Below are 15,831 nucleotides of genomic sequence, written 5' to 3'. Positions count from 1 at the left end.
AGATGCGCCAAACGCAGCTTGCTCAGCAGGCCACAGGAGCATAGACCACGTTTGCCCAGGTTCTGTGCGCCTCACGGAAGATCCACGCCCACGACCGCCGCTTCCGTTCAGACCCTTGTGCCCGCCCCATACGCGATAATGGCAGCCGCGAAATGCCGGGAGTGACCCATGAGCACCGCCGCCGAGATGAGCTGGGACGACATTAAAGCGCTTGTCGCCGAGCTGGCCGTCCAGAGCAAGGAAACCGACCGCAAGTTTCAAGAGACCGACCGCAAGTTCCAAGAGACCGAAGCGCAGATGCGCGAGACCGACCGCAAGATGCGCGAAGTCTTCGAGCGCTTCGACAACCTCTCGCGCCGCTTTGGTGACTTGGGCAACCGGCTGGGTGAGTTCGTCGAGGCGATGGTCGAGCCGGCGGTGGTCGAGCTTTTTCGCGCGCGCGGGCTCGATGTGAGCGAAGTGCACCGGCGCGTCACCTCGCGCCGCGGAGGGGACATCATCGAGATCGACCTTCTGGTCGTCGATGGCGACACGGCCGTGGCGGTGGAGTGCAAAAGTCGGCTGACCGAGGAAGCGGTTGCGCGACATCTGGCGCGGATGGAGAAGATGAAGCGCCTCTTGCCCAAGTACGCGGACATGAAGATTCACGGGGCAGTCGCTGGCATGGTGGTCGAAGACGAGGCGGTCGAAGCCGCCCAAGCGGCGGGCCTATGGGTGCTGGCGCAGTCGGGCGAGACGGTGCGGCTTATCAACGACGACTCGTTCGAGCCGCGCGTCTGGTGATGGGGGCTTGAGATCATAGGCAACTCCCCGCCCCGCAAGGAAGGCAGGGTTTTTGCGAAAACCTGAACGCGAGAATGCGAGCGCCAATGAATAAAATATCGCAGTGAAGCTTACTTACGGGGACCCTGAGCTCTCCTCGCCGAGTATGGGGCGCTGACATGAACCGCTTCACCCTCACCAACCTGCCGCTCGCTGGCCTCCATCGCATCGAACGCAAGCCCCTCGCCGATGCTCGCGGTGCGTTTGCGCGCCTCTTTTGCGCCGAAGAACTCGGCGCTGCTGGCTGGAACAAACCGATTGCGCAGATCAACCACTCCTACACCGCCAAGCGCGGTACGGTACGGGGAATGCACTTTCAGTATCCGCCCCATGCCGAAATGAAGCTGGTCATCTGCCTACGCGGCGAAGTCTGGGACGTGGCCGTCGACCTGCGCCAGGGCTCGCCCACGTTCCTCTGTTGGTACGCCGAGCGGCTCAGCGCCGACAACGGCGCGGCGCTGCTGATCCCCGAAGGCTGTGCCCACGGCTTTCAGACGCTGACCGACGCGGTGGAACTCCTTTACCTGCACACCCACCCCTACGTACCGCAAGCCGAAGGGCGGATCCATCCGCAGGAGACTCGGCTCGCCATCGCCTGGCCGCAGGAAATCACCGAGCTCTCGGAGCGCGACGCCGGCGCGGCGCCGCTGCCTGCTGATTTTGCCGGAGTTGCCGCATGAACTGTCGCCACTGCCAGGCACCACTCACCCATGTCTTTCTCGACCTGGGGTTTGCGCCCCCGTCGAACGCCTACTTGACGGACGCCGACCTGCACGCCCCGGAGACCTGGTATCCCCTCAAGCTCTACGTCTGCGACCGCTGCTGGCTCGTGCAGACCGAAGACTACGCCCGCGCCGATGAGCTCTTCAATAAAGACTACGCCTACTTCTCCTCCACCTCGACCACCTGGCTCGAACACGCCCGGCGCTACGCCGAAGCGATCCGCGAGCGGCTGGCGCTGGGCCCAGAGAGCTTCGTGATCGAAATCGCGGCCAACGACGGCTATCTGCTGAAAAACTTCGTGGCCGCCGGCATCCCGTGTCTAGGGATCGAACCCACGGCCAGCACCGCCGCTGCCGCCGAGGCGCTCGGCGTGCCCATCCTGCGTGAATTCTTTGGCGAGGTGCCGGGCCAGGCCTTGGCGGCGCAAGGCAAGCAGGCCGATCTGGTGGTCGGCAACAACGTCTATGCCCATGTGCCCGACATCAACGACTTCACCCGCGGGCTAAAGGCGGTACTCAAACCCGGCGGCACCATCACGCTGGAGTTTCCGCACCTCTTGCGGCTGATCGATGAGACCCAGTTCGACACCGTCTATCACGAGCATTTCTCGTACCTGTCTCTTTATACCGTCACCCGGATTTTCGCGGTTGCGGGGCTGCGCGTTTTCGATGTCGAGCAACTTCCCACCCACGGCGGCAGCCTGCGCGTCTATGGCTGCCATGTCGATGACCCTCGCCCCACCGAGGCGACGGTGCCCAAGCTGCTCGTCGAAGAGTCGGCACGGGGCTTGCGGACACTGGCCCCCTACCAGGGCTTTCAGGCCCGCGCCGAGCGGATCAAGGACGAGCTGCTGCTGTTTCTCATCGAACAAAAACGCGCCGGCAAGAAGGTCGTTGGCTACGGCGCCGCCGCCAAGGGCAACACACTGCTCAACTACGCCGGCGTCAAGCCTGATCTGCTCCCTTTCGTCTGCGACGCGGCACCTGCCAAACAGGGGAAGTTTCTGCCTGGGAGTCGCATCCCGATCCGGCCACCCGACGCGTTGATGGCCGCCCAGCCCGACTACGTGCTGATCCTGCCGTGGAACTTGCGCGAAGAGATCATGAGGCAGCTTGATTACATTCGGCAGTGGGGCGGGCGATTCGTCACGGCGGTACCGGAGCTGAAAATCCAATGAAACCCAGAATTCCCTACACCAAGCCATCGATCACCGAGAAAGAGATGGCCTATGCAACCGATGCCGCCGCACATGGTTGGGGCGAGCGTTGCTATGAGTACATCGAGCGGTTCGAGAACCTGTTCAAAGCACATCTGGGGGTGGAGTTTGCCATTGCCACATCCAGCGCCACCGGCGCTTTACACATGGGTCTCGCTGCGCTCGGGGTCAAACCAGGCGACGAGGTGATTCTTGCTGACACCAACTGGATCGCCACAGTTGCGCCCGTTGTTCATCTGGGGGCGACACCGATCTTTGTCGACATCCTGCCCGATAGCTGGTGTATCGATCCCGAGCAAGCCGAAAAGGCGATTACTCCCTGCACCCGCGCCATCATCGCCACTCACCTCTACAGCAACCTTTGCGACATGGACCGTCTTATTGCAATCGGTGAGAAATATGGGATTCCCATTATCGAAGATGCGGCAGAAGCGATCGGTTCCATTTACCGTGGCAAACGTGCCGGGTCAATGGGCAAGTTTGGCGTCTTTTCATTCCACGGCACCAAGACCATCACTACTGGCGAAGGCGGCATGTTCGTTACCAAGGACCCCGACCTTTACGAACGGGTGCTGACCTTGAGCAATCACGGCCGCCGACGGGGGGAAACCCGGCAATTCTGGCCGGAAGTGGTAGGGTTCAAGTACAAGATGTCGAACATCCAGGCGGCGATTGGCTGTGCACAGATGGAGCGGATCGATGAGCTCATCGCTCGCAAAAGAGAGATATTCTTCTACTACCAGCAACAGCTAAGCCATCTGCCCGGCATTCGCATGAACCCGGAGCCATCGGGCACCCAAAATGGTTTCTGGATGCCGACCATCGTTTTAGATGAGGAAACCGGTGTTACGCGAAAAGCGTTACTAAGCGCTTTTGCCGAGGAGAATATCGATGCAAGAGTGTTTTTTTGGCCGTTGTCGAGTTTGCCGATGTTTCAGCCGATCCCAAATAATACACTCTCCTGGGATATAGCGGGGAGAGCCATCAACTTGCCTAGTTACTATAATATAACTGAAGAAGAATTGGGTCGAGTCGTAAAGGTTATTGAAGGACTTTTCAATGCATGAATGCATTATTTGGGGTTGTGCTGGCCATGCCATGGTATTAGCCGAGACCCTCGCCGTCAGGGGTGCTCGTGTAATCGCACTGTTTGATCAAAACCCTGTCACTTCTGTCATAGACGGTGTGCCTGTTTTTCATGGTCTTTCTGGCTTCGAAGATTGGATAAGTAGTCATCCAGACCCAAGCAGAGTTACAGGTTTCGTAGCCATAGGTGGTCACCGAGGCGATGATCGCCTCGCCATCCAGCAGCTATTCCGTGATCGCGGTTTGCGTTTGGCCACCATAACTCATCCGCTCGCGTCGGTTAGCCCTACCGCATCGTTTGGGGAAGGTTCGCAGATACTCGCACAAGCTGTAGTCGCCGCCGCCGCAAGAGTTGGTGAAGCCTGTATTATCAATCACAAAGCCTCTCTAGATCATGAGTCCATACTAGGTGACGGTGGTCACTTAGCACCGGGAGCAACCGTCTGTGGCTGCGTGAACATCGGCCGTAATGTCATGGTTGGCGCTGGAGCTGTAATTCTGCCGCGTCTGTCCATTGGCAATGATGTACTGATCGGCGCTGGTGCTGTAGTCATCAACGACATACCGTCAGGCGTCGTTGTGGTGGGTAATCCGGCGCACATTATCAGAAAGTCTTCTCAACAAAAGAACCGATAGTCAATGAACCGTTACCAAACATTTAAGCAGGAATGCGCTGCAGAAGTCGCCCAACAAGGCGCCAATGTAGCACTTGTTGAACAATCATTGAAATGGATAATCCACGCCAATCGATTTAAGTATTCTTACCACTTTGAATGGCTCGGCCGCCCCATCATCCAGTACCCCCAAGACATCGTCGCGATGCAAGAACTCATTTGGCAGGTCAAGCCCGACCTGATCATCGAGACCGGCATTGCCCACGGCGGTTCCCTCATCCTCTATGCTTCACTGCTGGCCTTGCTCGATCTATGCGATGCCATCGAGTCTGGCCAGACGCTCGACCCACGTGCCTCGCGCCGCAAGGTGCTGGGCATCGATATCGAGATTCGCCCCCACAATCGCGCCGCCATCGAAGCGCACCCGATGTCCACCCGCATCCAGATGATCGAAGGTTCATCGATTGCCCCTGAAGTGATCGCGCAAGTCAAAACCATTGCCAAAGACTACGAGCGCGTACTCGTCTGCCTCGATTCCAACCATACCCACGACCACGTGCTGGCCGAGCTCGAAGCCTACGCCCCCTTGGTCAGTGTCGGAAGCTACTGCGTCGTCTTCGACACCATCATTGAGGACATGCCCCCGGGCAGCTTTCCCGATCGCCCATGGGACAAGGGCAACAACCCCAAGACGGCGGTGTGTGACTATCTCAAGACCCATCCCGAGTTCGAGATCGACAAAAGCATCCCTCACAAACTGCTGATCACCGTGGCACCGGATGGGTATTTGAAAAGGATTCGGTGAGATTATTAGTAGAGCGTTTTTAGGTTTATGCGCCTCCTCAACGAAGGCATCGCCCGACAGGCGAATGCCGAAGAGGGCGTCAAGGGCCGCTTCTGGGAAGGCCGCTTCAATAGCCAGGCGCTTCTGGATGAGCAGGCGCTGCTCGCGGCGGTGGCCTATGTCGATCTCAATCCGATCCGCGCCGGGATTGCCAAGACGCCGGAAGCAAGCGACTACACGAGCCTGAAAGCGCGCTTGCAGCCGGAAGTGGTGGAAAAACGCGTCAAGCAAGCGATCGAGACGATGACCGCGCAAGCTACAGTCGAGACGGTCAGTGAAAGTCAGTCTGCTGAAGGCGGCGTAGCCTCGTTCTGCGTTTCCCGATTCTCTTTGCTCGTTAGGGGTGCCGCTGGTGCGTTTGTGCGATAATTGAAAACAATGCAAACCCAGGAAGCATACCCATGAGCACCGCCGCCGAGATGAGCTGGGAGGAGATCAAGGCCCTCTTTCGAGAGACCGACCGCAAGTTCCAAGAGACCGAAGCGCAGATGCGCGAGACCGACCGCAAGATGCGCGAAGTCTTCGAGCGCTTCGACAACCTCTCGCGCCGCTTTGGTGACTTGGGCAACCGGCTGGGTGAGTTCGTCGAGGCGATGGTCGAGCCGGCGGTGGTCGAGCTTTTTCGCGCGCGCGGGCTCGATGTGAGCGAAGTGCACCGGCGCGTCACCTCGCGCCGCGGCGGCGAGACCATCGAGATCGACCTTCTGGTCGTCGATGGCGACACGGCCGTGGCGGTGGAGTGCAAAAGTCGGCTGACCGAGGAAGCGGTCGAGCGACACCTGGCGCGGATGGAGAAGATGAAGCGCCTCTTGCCCAAGTACGCGGACATGAAGATTCACGGGGCAGTCGCTGGCATGGTGGTCGATGACGAGGCGGCCAAGGCGGCCGAGGCTGCCGGCTTGTGGGTGTTGGCGCAGTCAGGCGAGGCGGTCGTGCTGAAGAACGCGCCCAACTTTTCCCCGCGGGTGTGGTAACGCACGACAAGGAGCTTTCTCATGACCGACTGGACCGCCGGCTACGTGGCCGACATCACCTACACCTACGGCTACTACCCCGAACTCAACCCGCTGCGTCTGCGGCTGGCCTTGCTCCATGAGGGCCTCGTGCCCCCACAAGTGGGCACGGCGTGCGAACTCGGCTTTGGCCAAGGTATGAGCATCAACCTGCACGCCGCAGGCAGTGCGGTGCAGTGGTATGGCACCGACTTTAACCCCGCGCAAGCCGGCTTTGCCCAGGAGCTCGCGGCCGCATCAGGCGCGGGCGCCAAGCTCTACGATGACGCCTTTGCTGATTTTGCCAACCGTGCGGATTTGCCCGACTTCGACTACATTGGGCTACACGGCATCTGGAGCTGGATCTCGGACGACAACCGCCGTGTCATCGTCGACTTCATCCGCCGCAAGCTCAAGGTGGGCGGCGTGCTCTACATCAGCTACAACACCCAGCCCGGCTGGGCGGCCATGGTGCCCCTGCGCGAGCTCTTGACCGAACACGCCCGGGTGCTGGGCGCCGACGGTGTCGGCATCGTCAGCCGGATCGATGCCGCACTCCACTTTGCCGAGCAGCTGCTGGCCGCCAACCCAGCCTACGCGCGCGCCAACCCACAGATTGCCGAGCGCCTCAAGCGCATCAAAGAGCAAAACCGCCACTACCTGGCGCATGAATACTTCAACCGCGACTGGCACCCGATGAGCGTGGCCCGCATGGGCGAGTGGCTTGGGAGCGCCAAGCTCACCTGGGCCTGCTCGGCCAACACGCTCGATGCCATCGACGCCATTCACTTGAGCGCCGAGCAGCAACGGCTGCTCGCCACCATCCCCGACCCGATGGTGCGCCAGCTGGTGCGCGACTTCTGCGTCAACCAGCAATTCCGCCGTGACTACTGGGTCAAGGGCGCACGGCGCCTGTCTGCCCTGGAGCAGATGGAGGCCCTGCGCGATGAGCGCGTGGTGCTGGTGCAGCCCCGCGCCGACGTCGCCCTCAAGGTCACAGGCAGCCTGGGCGAAGCCGCGCTGCAAGAGGCCATCTACACCCCCATCCTCGACCAACTGGCCGACCACAAGCCCAAGACCCTGGGCCAGCTCGAAACCGCGCTGCAGGCCAGCGCCAGCGGCCAAGCCATCACCTTTGGCCAGCTGCTGCAAGCCGTGCTCGTGCTCATGGGCAACGGCGCGCTCGCCCCCGCGCAAGACGAGGCCCACAGCGCCAAAGCCAAAAAGGTCACCGAGCGGCTCAATGCCCACCTGATGCTCAAAAGCCGCGGCAGCAGTGACATCGGGTATCTGGCCAGCCCCGTCACTGCAGGCGGTGTGGGCGCGCCTCGGTTTCACCAGCTCTTTGTGTTGGCCAAACAACAGGGCCACAAAACCCCGCCCGACTGGGCGAACTTTGTCTGGCAGCTTCTCGCCGCCCAAGGCCAGCGCCTGATCAAGGAAGGGCAGGCCCTGCAAACCCCCGAAGAGAACCTCGCCGAGCTCAGCACCCAGGCCCAGACCTTTGCTGAAAAGCACCTGCCCCTATGGAAGGCACTTCAGGTGGCCTGAGCGGCGCCAGTCCCTGGCACCGTTGCGTGGCGAGGCGCCTGTAAAGCGATGGTATTGCTGTTTAATGTTCAGCCGCGCCGAAATCGAACTGGGTATCGCCCTGTTGCCCGATGGGCAGCGCAAAAACGGGTTGCGCGAGGCGGCGACGGCCATGTTTGCCGAAGATGTTGCCGGGCGTTGCCTGCCTTCGATGCGCAGGCGGCCAGCCGCTACGCCGCCATCGTTGCGCGGTGCACCGGCGCAGGGCGTCCGATCAACGTCGAAGACGCGCAGATCGCCGCCATTGCCCTGGCGCACCGGATCAACTGGGTCACGCGCCATACGCACGACTTCGCCGGCATCGAGGGCCTGGCGCCCCTCGATCCATGGCAGCCAGCAGCATGAAGCTCCTCTTCCTCCACCAAAACTTCCCCTGGCAGTTCAAGCACTTAGCACCCGCCTTGGCGGCGCAGGGCCACAGGGTTGTCGCGATGACCCTGCAGAAGATCGAGGCCGGGGAATGGCAAGGTGTAAAACTCGTGCCCTACACCGTCGGCCGCGGCACCTCGCCCACGGTGCACCCGTGGGTCGCTGACTTCGAGACCAAGGTGATCCGGGCTGAGGCCGCCTTTCGCGCGCTGCAGGCCCTCAAAGCCCAGGGCTTTGCGCCCGATGCGGTCATCGCCCACCCCGGCTGGGGCGAGAGCCTCTTTGTCAAGGAGGTCTGGCCCCAGACCAAACTCGGCATCTACTGCGAGTTCTTCTATCACCCCCAGGGGGCCGATGTGGGCTTCGACCCGGAGTTTCCTTCCGCCGACCCAGAAGGAGAGGCGTGTCGGCTCCGGCTCAAAAATCTCAATAACCTCCTGCACTTTGAGCTGGCCGATGCCGCCATCAGCCCCACCCACTGGCAGGCGAGCACCTTTCCCGAGCCCCTCCGGTCCAAGATCACCGTGGTGCACGACGGCATCGACACCGAGGCGATCTCGCCCAACCCGAATGTGTCACTCACCCTGACCACCCAGGTCGGCGAACAGATCAGGTTCACACGCCACAACGAGGTCGTCACCTTCGTCAACCGCAACCTCGAACCCTACCGGGGCTATCACGTTTTCATGCGGGCGTTGCCGGAGATCCTGAAACGCCGCCCGAACGCCCGCGTGCTGATCGTCGGCGGCAGTGAGGTGAGCTACGGCGCACGGCCTGACCCCGAGCATTACGGCAACCGCCCCTGGAGGCAGATCTTCATCGACGAGGTGCGCCCGCAGATTGCGGATGCCGACTGGCAGCGGGTGCATTTCCTCGGCAACATTGCGTATCCGCACTTCATTGCGCTGTTGCAACTGTCCAGCGTCCACGTCTATCTGACCTATCCCTTCGTGCTCTCTTGGAGCCTTTTGGAGGCGATGAGCGCCGGCTGTGCCATCGTCGCCAGCGACACCCAGCCGTTGCGCGAGGCGATTTACCACGACGACACCGGGCGGCTGGTGAACTTCTTCGACATCGAGGGTCTTGCCAACGAAATCTGCGCCCTGCTTGCTGACCCGCCAGCGCGGCAGCGCCTGGGTGCCAACGCCCGCGCCTTTGCCCAGGCGCACTATGACCTCAAGACGGTTTGCCTGCCCAAACAGATCGCGTGGGTGCAGGGGTTTTGGGGGCTCGACCAGTTTCGTTAATAGTTGAACTTTTTTGCGAGAATGTTGTAATATCTGCATGTCACGCAAGATGGTCATGCATTCAAGAGGCCGCCGAGTTCTTGGGGGTGTGTCCTCAGACGCTGTCGGTGCGTGAGTGGACGTGTCCAGATTGCGGAAGTATCCACGACCGCGATGCGAACGCGGCGATCAATCTGAAAAAGTGGCCGAGAGTTCGGTTGGCGGCTGCCAGCCCTTTCAGCGACAAGCTGATTGCTCGGTGACAGCCTGTGGAGAGGTGGGCTCTGGTCTTGGGCGCGCTCAAGACGAAACCGGCCTCTGCGAAGCAGGAAATCAGCTTTGTTCCTGTGTGAGCAGGAATGAGTAAGTCTGATGGAACGGTGACTGCACCGCCCTAAAACAAGACCTAGCCAGGAGACCGACCGCCGGTTTCAGGAGACCGAAGCGCAGATGCGCGAGGTGTTCGAGCGCTTCGACAAACTCTCGCGCCGCTTTGGTGACCTGGGCAACCGGCTGGGTGAGTTCGTCGAGGCGATGGTCGAGCCGGCGCTCGTGGATCTCTTTTGCACGCGCGGGCTCGATATCAGCGAAGTCCACCGGCGCGTCATCTCGCGCCGCGGCGGCGAGACCATCGAGATCGACCTGTTGGTGGTCGGTGGCGATACCTTCGTGGCAGTCGAATGCAGCGGAACCCGGGAGGCCTCGCCCGCGGGGCAGCGATGCCAATGATGGCCCAAGTCGAAGGACCGATCGGCAAGCAGAGCGGGACGAGGAGTCGGACAAGGCCATCGTGTAAACAACCCTCGACTGAAGTCGAAGGCTTTATTGTAAGACGCAGCAAACATGGTTGACCGCATCCCCAACATTGGGCGTGTTTACAGCCGCCCTTGGCAGCGGGGCCCCGCTGCCAATCCGGGCAAGGTTTCGACTGGCGTTGCAGTCGGCGTGCGCCCGGAGACCACACTGTATTATACACCACATGGTGCGCTTCGCGCACCCGCCATTCCTCCCGCGACTCAAGTCGCGGGTTTCCTTGCGGAGGGTCTATGAAGGCCCTCCTACAGACCCATCTACCCGCGCCTACGCGATCCATGATGGCTTGCGGCTAAAAAATGTGTGCATACGGTAGCCTTGCGGGGGAGAGGGGCTGGGGTGAGGGAACGGACTGGCGATATTCAGGGGTGGTTGTCGTCCTGTCCGTTAGGTTCATCGCTTCCATAAAGGCAGATTTGCCCGATCCGCTCGCTCACCCAGCCAAAGCCGATATGCTCCTGCTCGAGGCGTAGATTTTCGCCGATGCGGTTATCGCGCAGGTCGTCGTAGAGGCGCCGCTCCTCCTGCGTCAGCCTAGCGAGGTCGGCCCGTTGCGGCGTATCCTCCCGCCCCCAAAAGGCGGCGTGGGCTTCGAGCGTGGCGCGATCCATGAGGAAGGACTCGACGTGGGCAAAGTGTTGCCGCAGTCGGTCCAGGATGGCAAAGCCATGCGTATCGATGTCGCCCCAATAGTGGATCGCGCAGCGTTCGAGCCAGCGCGCCCGGGCGAGCGCTTCCCAGCCATATCCGGCGCCGAATAGGGCCATCGCCCCCGGTATGTTTGGCAAGGCGAGGAAGTTGGTTTCGTTCTCGGTGATGATCACCCGTCGCACCTCGATGCTCAGACGACTGAAACTGTCGGCATCCAGCGTGACGTCCGGACACGACGTCCCGGCGACGGCGTGGATCGAGGGATCGAGGAGACGGAAGCGAATCCGCGTGGGTTTATCGAGAAAACCATAGCGGGCGGCAAACTGGGCAACACCGGTCTTGCTGGCGTCTATGGCGTTGGCAGGCAGGGTCAGGTCGAGCAACTCGGCCAGCACGGCACGATGCCTCTCGATGAACTTGCTGTGCACGCCCGGCACATCCACCTGGCGCAGATAGATCGCCGGCCGGGGGTGTTGCGCGATCCAATCCACCACGGCCAGCAAATGCGGCCATTCGGCTTCGAGTTCGAGGGCCTGAAAAGGCCGCTTTTCCAGCCAGGGCAGCAACGATGGATTTTGCCGCCGGGTGAGCTCAGCCAGCTTGCTGAAGCGCTCCCAATCACGGCGCTTGCCGAGCCAGGCGAGCGCCGCTTCCATCGCGTCGATCCAGGCGGCCGAGGGCATCCGCTGTACCCCTTGCACGCGGTGGCGAACCTCCTGCCACTCCAGGCGCACGGGGCCGGCATGGGCCAATTCCGCCGCCCAGACGCGCACGGCCTCGAAACGCGCGGTGATGTCCGCCGAAGCCGGGCCTTTGATCGTCAGCCGCAAGGGGAAACGGTCGTGGCCGGTCACGGCATCGCGCAGCAGTTCGCCGCGCTGCCACAGCCGCATGAGTTGCGCCTTCAGATCCTTCGCGGTGGTCCACATCACGCCTGCCTTCCGCTGGCGGCCTTCTGCGCCCGGTATTCTTCGATGGTCAGGTTGCGCAACCTGGAAGCGCGGCCGCCTTCGTTGTGCACGAAACCGACGCTGGAAACAAAGGGCTCGATGATGTGGATCTTCTGCAAGGGCGTGACGATCAACAGTTGCAAGTTGAGTTTGCGAAATAACATCAAGGCATACTGCGCCGATTCGTCCGAGCCGCGACCGAAGGCTTCGTCGATGACCACGAAGCGGAAGGAGCGCGAGCGCAGCGCCCCCCATTCCAGACCGAACTGGTAGGCCAGGCTGGCGGCGAGGATGGTGTAGGCCAGCTTCTCCTTCTGGCCGCCCGACTTGCCGCCCGAGTCCGAGTAGTGCTCGTATTCGGTGTCGTCTTCGCGCCAGCGCTCGCTGGCGGCAAACAAAAACCAGTTGCGCACGTCGGTGACCTTGGCCGTCCAGCGCCGATCCTGCTCCGACAGACCTTCCCGGCCACGGAAGCGGTCGATGATCGCCTTGACTTGCAAAAACTTCGCTTCGGAATACTGGGCGTCGTCGGAGCCGGTCACCGCGCCCTCGGTGCAGGCGCGCAGATCCTGCTGGAAGTTGCGGATCTCGGCATCCGGGCTGGCCTGCGATTCCAGCACGATGTAGCGACCGGGGTTGTAGTCGATCGCGGCGAGCGACTTGTTGATCTGGGCGATGCGTTCCTTGATGGTCTCGCGCTCGCGCGCCAACTGGGCATTGAAGTTGGCGATCTCGTTGATGGTGTTGACGTTGAGCAGCTCCTTGAAGCGCGCCACGAAACGCGGCAGATCATCGCGATGGAGCTTGGCGAGCAGGTTTTCGAACTCGAAGGCCGCTGCCAGGCTGGCATCGATCTCGGCGGTTTCGAGCGGGAAGCGCTCCTTGAACGAGGCCATCGCCTTGATGATCTTCTCGGCCAGGCGGTTCGCCGTCTTGGTCTCGTTGTCGATCTTCGTTTGCAGCCAGCCGCGCACGTCCTGCTCGCGGTGGTCGCACGATTCCACGGTGAGCTGGTGTTCGCCCAGGGCCTCGGCGCGCATGGCCTCCAGGGTGTCGAAGAGCGCGGCATCGGCTTCTTCTGCCAACGGGGCCGTCTGCGCGTTCAGCGCCTCGGCATCGGCACGGCGCTGCTCGAGCTTGGCGCGCTTTTCGCGCGCTTCATTCATTTCCCTATCGGTGCCTGCGAGCGCCTGCTGGAGCGCCCGCAAGCGTTCGTTCAACTGCTGGAGCACATCCGAGGTCTGCTCAAGCATCCGCCGCTCCTCGTCGAGGATGGCGATCTCCGCTGCCACGCTGGCCCAATCGATTTCTTCGAAAGAGGTGAATTCTTCCAGGCGGGTGAGCGCATCGCGTCGGGCTTGCAGGCTGCGGCGCTCGGCCTCGATCTCGCCGATCCGATGGCCCAGCTCGCCAAGGCGGCTTTCGAGCTGGCGACGCTTGGCCTCCAGCGCGGCGATCTTGGCGCTGTTGCTCCAACCCAGCACGTAGCGGCTGCGGTCATCGATGCGATGGCGGTCGTCTTTTTCATGCCGGCCGCTCGGGTCCTTGATCTGGCCGGCGCGGGTGATCGCGCGCGTCTCGCGGCGAAATTGCTCCTGGGTGGCGCAGCAGGCGAAGTCGAAGCGATGGGCAAGCTCGCGTTCCAGCCAGTCGTAATAGGGCGAATCGGGCTTGATCGCGAGCTTTCGCACCAGCGAATCCGGGTGGAGCTGCGGTAGATCGATGCCTTTGCGGGCGCGTACATGGAAATAGACCAAGCGACCGCGCAGATGGTGGGCATCCACCCATTCGGCCACTGCCTTGTAGTGGACATCCGGCACCAGTAAGGAAAGACCAAAGCCGCGCAACAGCCGTTCGGCCGCGCCTTCCCAGTCACGCGCCTCCTCGCGCACCTGGATCAACTCGCCGGCAAACGGCATGTCCTCCGCATCGATTCCCAGCGCCGCACACAGCGCGGCGCGGATCTGGATCGGCTGATCATCGATGTTGCTGCGCCGGCGCTTGAGGCTGTCGATTCCAGCCGTCAATTGGTCGTGCTCCAGCTTGCCCTGGCGCAGGCTGACGCCGTGCTCGGTGAGTACGTTTTGCAACTCGGCGTCGCGCTCGTTCGCCTCTTCCAGCCACTGGCCAAAGCGCGCATGCTGTGCGGCAAATTTGGCCTCATCGCTGGGCACCGCCTCGGCCAGCACGGCGGCCAGGTCACGGTAACGTGCCGCCTTGGCCTTGCGCGCATCGCGCAGCTGCTCTTTCTTGCGGATTTCGCTGGCCAGCCGCTCCAGACGGTCGCCGCCGTTGGCGTGGATGGCCTGCTTCAGTTCATCGATCTGCCGGGTTTGCTCCGCGCGTCGATCTTCCAGGCGTCGCAACTGGCCATCGATCTTGCGCCACTCTTCATCGAGCAGGCCAAGCCGTTTTTCCAGCAAGCCCAGTTTGAGGCCGGCGAAATGCGCGCGCAGACCATCGCGGCATTGCCGCAGACGATTTACCTCGTTCGCCAGTTCAGTATGTCGCTTGCAGTCGGCGACCAGCGGCGTGAGCAGCTCGACTTGCTGCTGGGCCTTGAGTACGGCCTGATGGGCGCGATCGAGGTCGTCGAAGTGTCCGATCAAGGCTTGGATGCGGGTGACCACCTCGAAAGGCTCCAGCATGTGGTTGCGCACGAAGTCGGTGAGGTTGCCCACCGATTTCATCGACACCGTCTGGTGGAACAATTCCAGCGCCTGATCGTTTTCGATGCCGAAACGGCGTCTGAACCAGGCGGCATAAGGCGGGAAGCTGTCGAACAGCTCGGTGCCACTGCTGCGCAGCTTCTTGCGCAGCGCGGTGATATCGCTGCCGAAGTCGGCGAAGTCCTCGGCAATCGACAGATTTTGCTCCGCGCCAACGAAGAAGCGGGCGGGCTGACCCTGCGCCTCCTTCATCCAGAACACCTGCGCCAGACTCACCGTCTGGTCGTAACCGGCGTTGTGGAATACGCCGAGGATCACCGAATAGCTGTTGTGGTCGCGCAGGGAGACCGGCCGGGCGGTGCCGGTGACCTCGTTGCGTTCGGATTTGTAATAGCCGAGCACGTAGGAACGCAAGCTGCGCTCCTTGCTGTCGGCGCCGGCGGCCTTGTTGTAGGCGATGCGCTGGGCCGGCACCAAGAGCGTGGTGATGGCATCGACCAGCGTGGACTTGCCGGAACCGATGTCGCCGGTGAGCAGGCCATTTTTGCCATCGAGGCGCAGCGTCCACACCCGGCCATCGAAGGTGCCCCAGTTGAACACCTCCAGTCGGGCGAGGCGAAAACCCGACAACGCATCGTCCGCCACGAAATCGAGTCCCAGGGTTTGCGCCTCAGCCATCGCGCGCCTCCTTGGCCGATCCCGACAGGGCGGATTGGTAGGCCGCCAGTCGGGCATCGAACTCGGCCAGCCACTGCGCATCGACGAAGGCCTTCAGGATGCGCCGCACTTCGTAATGCGCCGGCCCCGTCGCGCTACCGCTGGCGGGCTTGAGCTTGTGCAGAAACCCCAACTCGACCACCTTGTTGAGGGTGGTCTCGATCTGGTCGATCAGCCGGGCCTCGTTCGGCCCGTCGGGCAGAAAGACGCGCACCAGCTCGACGATCTCGTCGCGCGACAGCACCAGGCGCGTCTCACCGCCCCCGGCATCGAACTCGGCCAGCTTCCGGCGTAGCAAAGCGAGCAACAGGCTGACCGCAAACGACAGCGGCCGGCGCGCGATCAGGCGCGGCAGGCGTGGCGCCGGATCATCCTCCGCCGGCTCAGGGCGGTTTTTCAGGAAGGCATAGCCTTCGGCCTCGTCCAGCACCAAATCCAGATTGAGTAGCGCGACATAATCCCGCACCCGCGCTTGCAGGCTGAGCAGGCGGCCCACTGACGCTCATCCTGTTCCCGGTATTGCACCCCTTTGAGCAGCCCGATCAGCAA

Annotated in this window: 15 protein-coding genes and 1 pseudogene; 13 read left to right on the top strand and 3 right to left on the bottom strand. The window is 62.0% G+C overall.

The genetic code is table 11. From position 1 onward, the window contains the following. Nucleotides 1-168: 168 nt before the first annotated feature. The 13 genes and pseudogenes from E6P07_RS11355 (at nt 169) to E6P07_RS11295 (ending at nt 10,211) form a co-directional block, all read left to right on the top strand. The gene (locus tag E6P07_RS11355; protein WP_153975713.1) at nt 169-783 is read left to right on the top strand and encodes a DUF8196 domain-containing protein; all 615 of its coding nucleotides are present in this window, start codon (nt 169-171) and stop codon (nt 781-783) included. A 158-nt stretch (nt 784-941) separates the two neighbouring features. After that, nucleotides 942-1,502 carry a dTDP-4-dehydrorhamnose 3,5-epimerase family protein gene (locus E6P07_RS11350; RefSeq protein ID WP_153975712.1) on the top strand — a complete coding sequence of 187 codons (561 nt, stop codon included), beginning with the start codon at nt 942-944 and terminating at the stop codon, nt 1,500-1,502. Continuing rightward, the gene (locus E6P07_RS11345; RefSeq protein WP_153975711.1) at nt 1,499-2,722 is read left to right on the top strand and encodes a class I SAM-dependent methyltransferase; all 1,224 of its coding nucleotides are present in this window, start codon (nt 1,499-1,501) and stop codon (nt 2,720-2,722) included. The genes E6P07_RS11350 and E6P07_RS11345 overlap by 4 nt, the downstream gene beginning before the upstream one ends. Beyond that, nucleotides 2,719-3,828: a DegT/DnrJ/EryC1/StrS family aminotransferase gene (locus tag E6P07_RS11340; protein WP_153975710.1), complete on the top strand. Its 1,110-nt coding sequence runs from the start codon at nt 2,719-2,721 to the stop codon at nt 3,826-3,828. The genes E6P07_RS11345 and E6P07_RS11340 overlap by 4 nt, the downstream gene beginning before the upstream one ends. Further along, nucleotides 3,821-4,483: a NeuD/PglB/VioB family sugar acetyltransferase gene (locus E6P07_RS11335; protein ID WP_162008634.1), complete on the top strand. Its 663-nt coding sequence runs from the start codon at nt 3,821-3,823 to the stop codon at nt 4,481-4,483. The genes E6P07_RS11340 and E6P07_RS11335 overlap by 8 nt, the downstream gene beginning before the upstream one ends. Nucleotides 4,484-4,486: 3 nt before the next feature. Next, nucleotides 4,487-5,266, top strand: coding sequence for a cephalosporin hydroxylase family protein (locus E6P07_RS11330; RefSeq protein WP_153975708.1), 780 nt, complete (start codon nt 4,487-4,489; stop codon nt 5,264-5,266). A gap of 24 nt (nt 5,267-5,290) precedes the next feature. After that, nucleotides 5,291-5,503, top strand: a pseudogene (locus E6P07_RS11325) (transposase); the annotation flags it as partial. A 203-nt stretch (nt 5,504-5,706) separates the two neighbouring features. Continuing rightward, a complete protein-coding gene (locus tag E6P07_RS11320) occupies nt 5,707-6,279 on the top strand; it encodes a DUF8196 domain-containing protein (protein WP_153975707.1) in 573 nt (190 codons plus the stop codon). Nucleotides 6,280-6,300: 21 nt separating this feature from the next. Then, nucleotides 6,301-7,848, top strand: a complete 1,548-nt coding sequence (locus tag E6P07_RS11315) for a methyltransferase regulatory domain-containing protein (RefSeq protein ID WP_153975706.1) — start codon at nt 6,301-6,303, stop codon at nt 7,846-7,848. 177 nt (nt 7,849-8,025) lie between these two features. Next, nucleotides 8,026-8,232, top strand: coding sequence for a PIN domain-containing protein (locus E6P07_RS11310; protein ID WP_153975705.1), 207 nt, complete (start codon nt 8,026-8,028; stop codon nt 8,230-8,232). Further along, entirely contained in the window at nt 8,229-9,503 is a 1,275-nt protein-coding gene (locus tag E6P07_RS11305) for a glycosyltransferase (RefSeq protein ID WP_153975704.1), read from the top strand. The genes E6P07_RS11310 and E6P07_RS11305 overlap by 4 nt, the downstream gene beginning before the upstream one ends. Next, the gene (locus E6P07_RS14240) at nt 9,464-9,745 is read left to right on the top strand and encodes a zinc ribbon domain-containing protein (protein WP_425505134.1); all 282 of its coding nucleotides are present in this window, start codon (nt 9,464-9,466) and stop codon (nt 9,743-9,745) included. The genes E6P07_RS11305 and E6P07_RS14240 overlap by 40 nt, the downstream gene beginning before the upstream one ends. 187 nt (nt 9,746-9,932) lie before the next feature. Beyond that, nucleotides 9,933-10,211: a hypothetical protein gene (locus tag E6P07_RS11295; RefSeq protein ID WP_153975703.1), complete on the top strand. Its 279-nt coding sequence runs from the start codon at nt 9,933-9,935 to the stop codon at nt 10,209-10,211. A 446-nt stretch (nt 10,212-10,657) separates the two neighbouring features. Here the strand turns inward: E6P07_RS11295 and E6P07_RS11290 are convergent, their stop codons facing one another. From E6P07_RS11290 to E6P07_RS11280, 3 genes are read right to left on the bottom strand one after another with little or no spacing between them, the layout of a single operon-like run. Next, nucleotides 10,658-11,875, bottom strand: a complete 1,218-nt coding sequence (locus E6P07_RS11290; RefSeq protein WP_246172833.1) for a DUF3322 domain-containing protein — start codon at nt 11,873-11,875, stop codon at nt 10,658-10,660. Then, complete coding sequence (locus E6P07_RS11285; RefSeq protein ID WP_153975701.1) at nt 11,875-15,243, bottom strand: ATP-binding protein; 3,369 nt, start codon at nt 15,241-15,243, stop codon at nt 11,875-11,877. Before E6P07_RS11285 ends, E6P07_RS11290 begins: the two co-directional genes overlap by 1 nt. Next, nucleotides 15,236-15,778 (bottom strand): DUF4194 domain-containing protein, encoded by a 543-nt coding sequence (locus E6P07_RS11280; RefSeq protein ID WP_246172832.1) that lies wholly within the window; start codon nt 15,776-15,778, stop codon nt 15,236-15,238. The genes E6P07_RS11285 and E6P07_RS11280 overlap by 8 nt, the downstream gene beginning before the upstream one ends. Nucleotides 15,779-15,831: the final 53 nt, after the last annotated feature.

Origin of the sequence: Thermochromatium tepidum ATCC 43061, assembly GCF_009664085.1 — a bacterium.
Taxonomy (GTDB): Bacteria; Pseudomonadota; Gammaproteobacteria; order Chromatiales; family Chromatiaceae; genus Thermochromatium; species Thermochromatium tepidum.
Note: the sequence above shows the minus strand (reverse complement) of the source record. Positions and strands in the feature narration are given on the sequence as shown.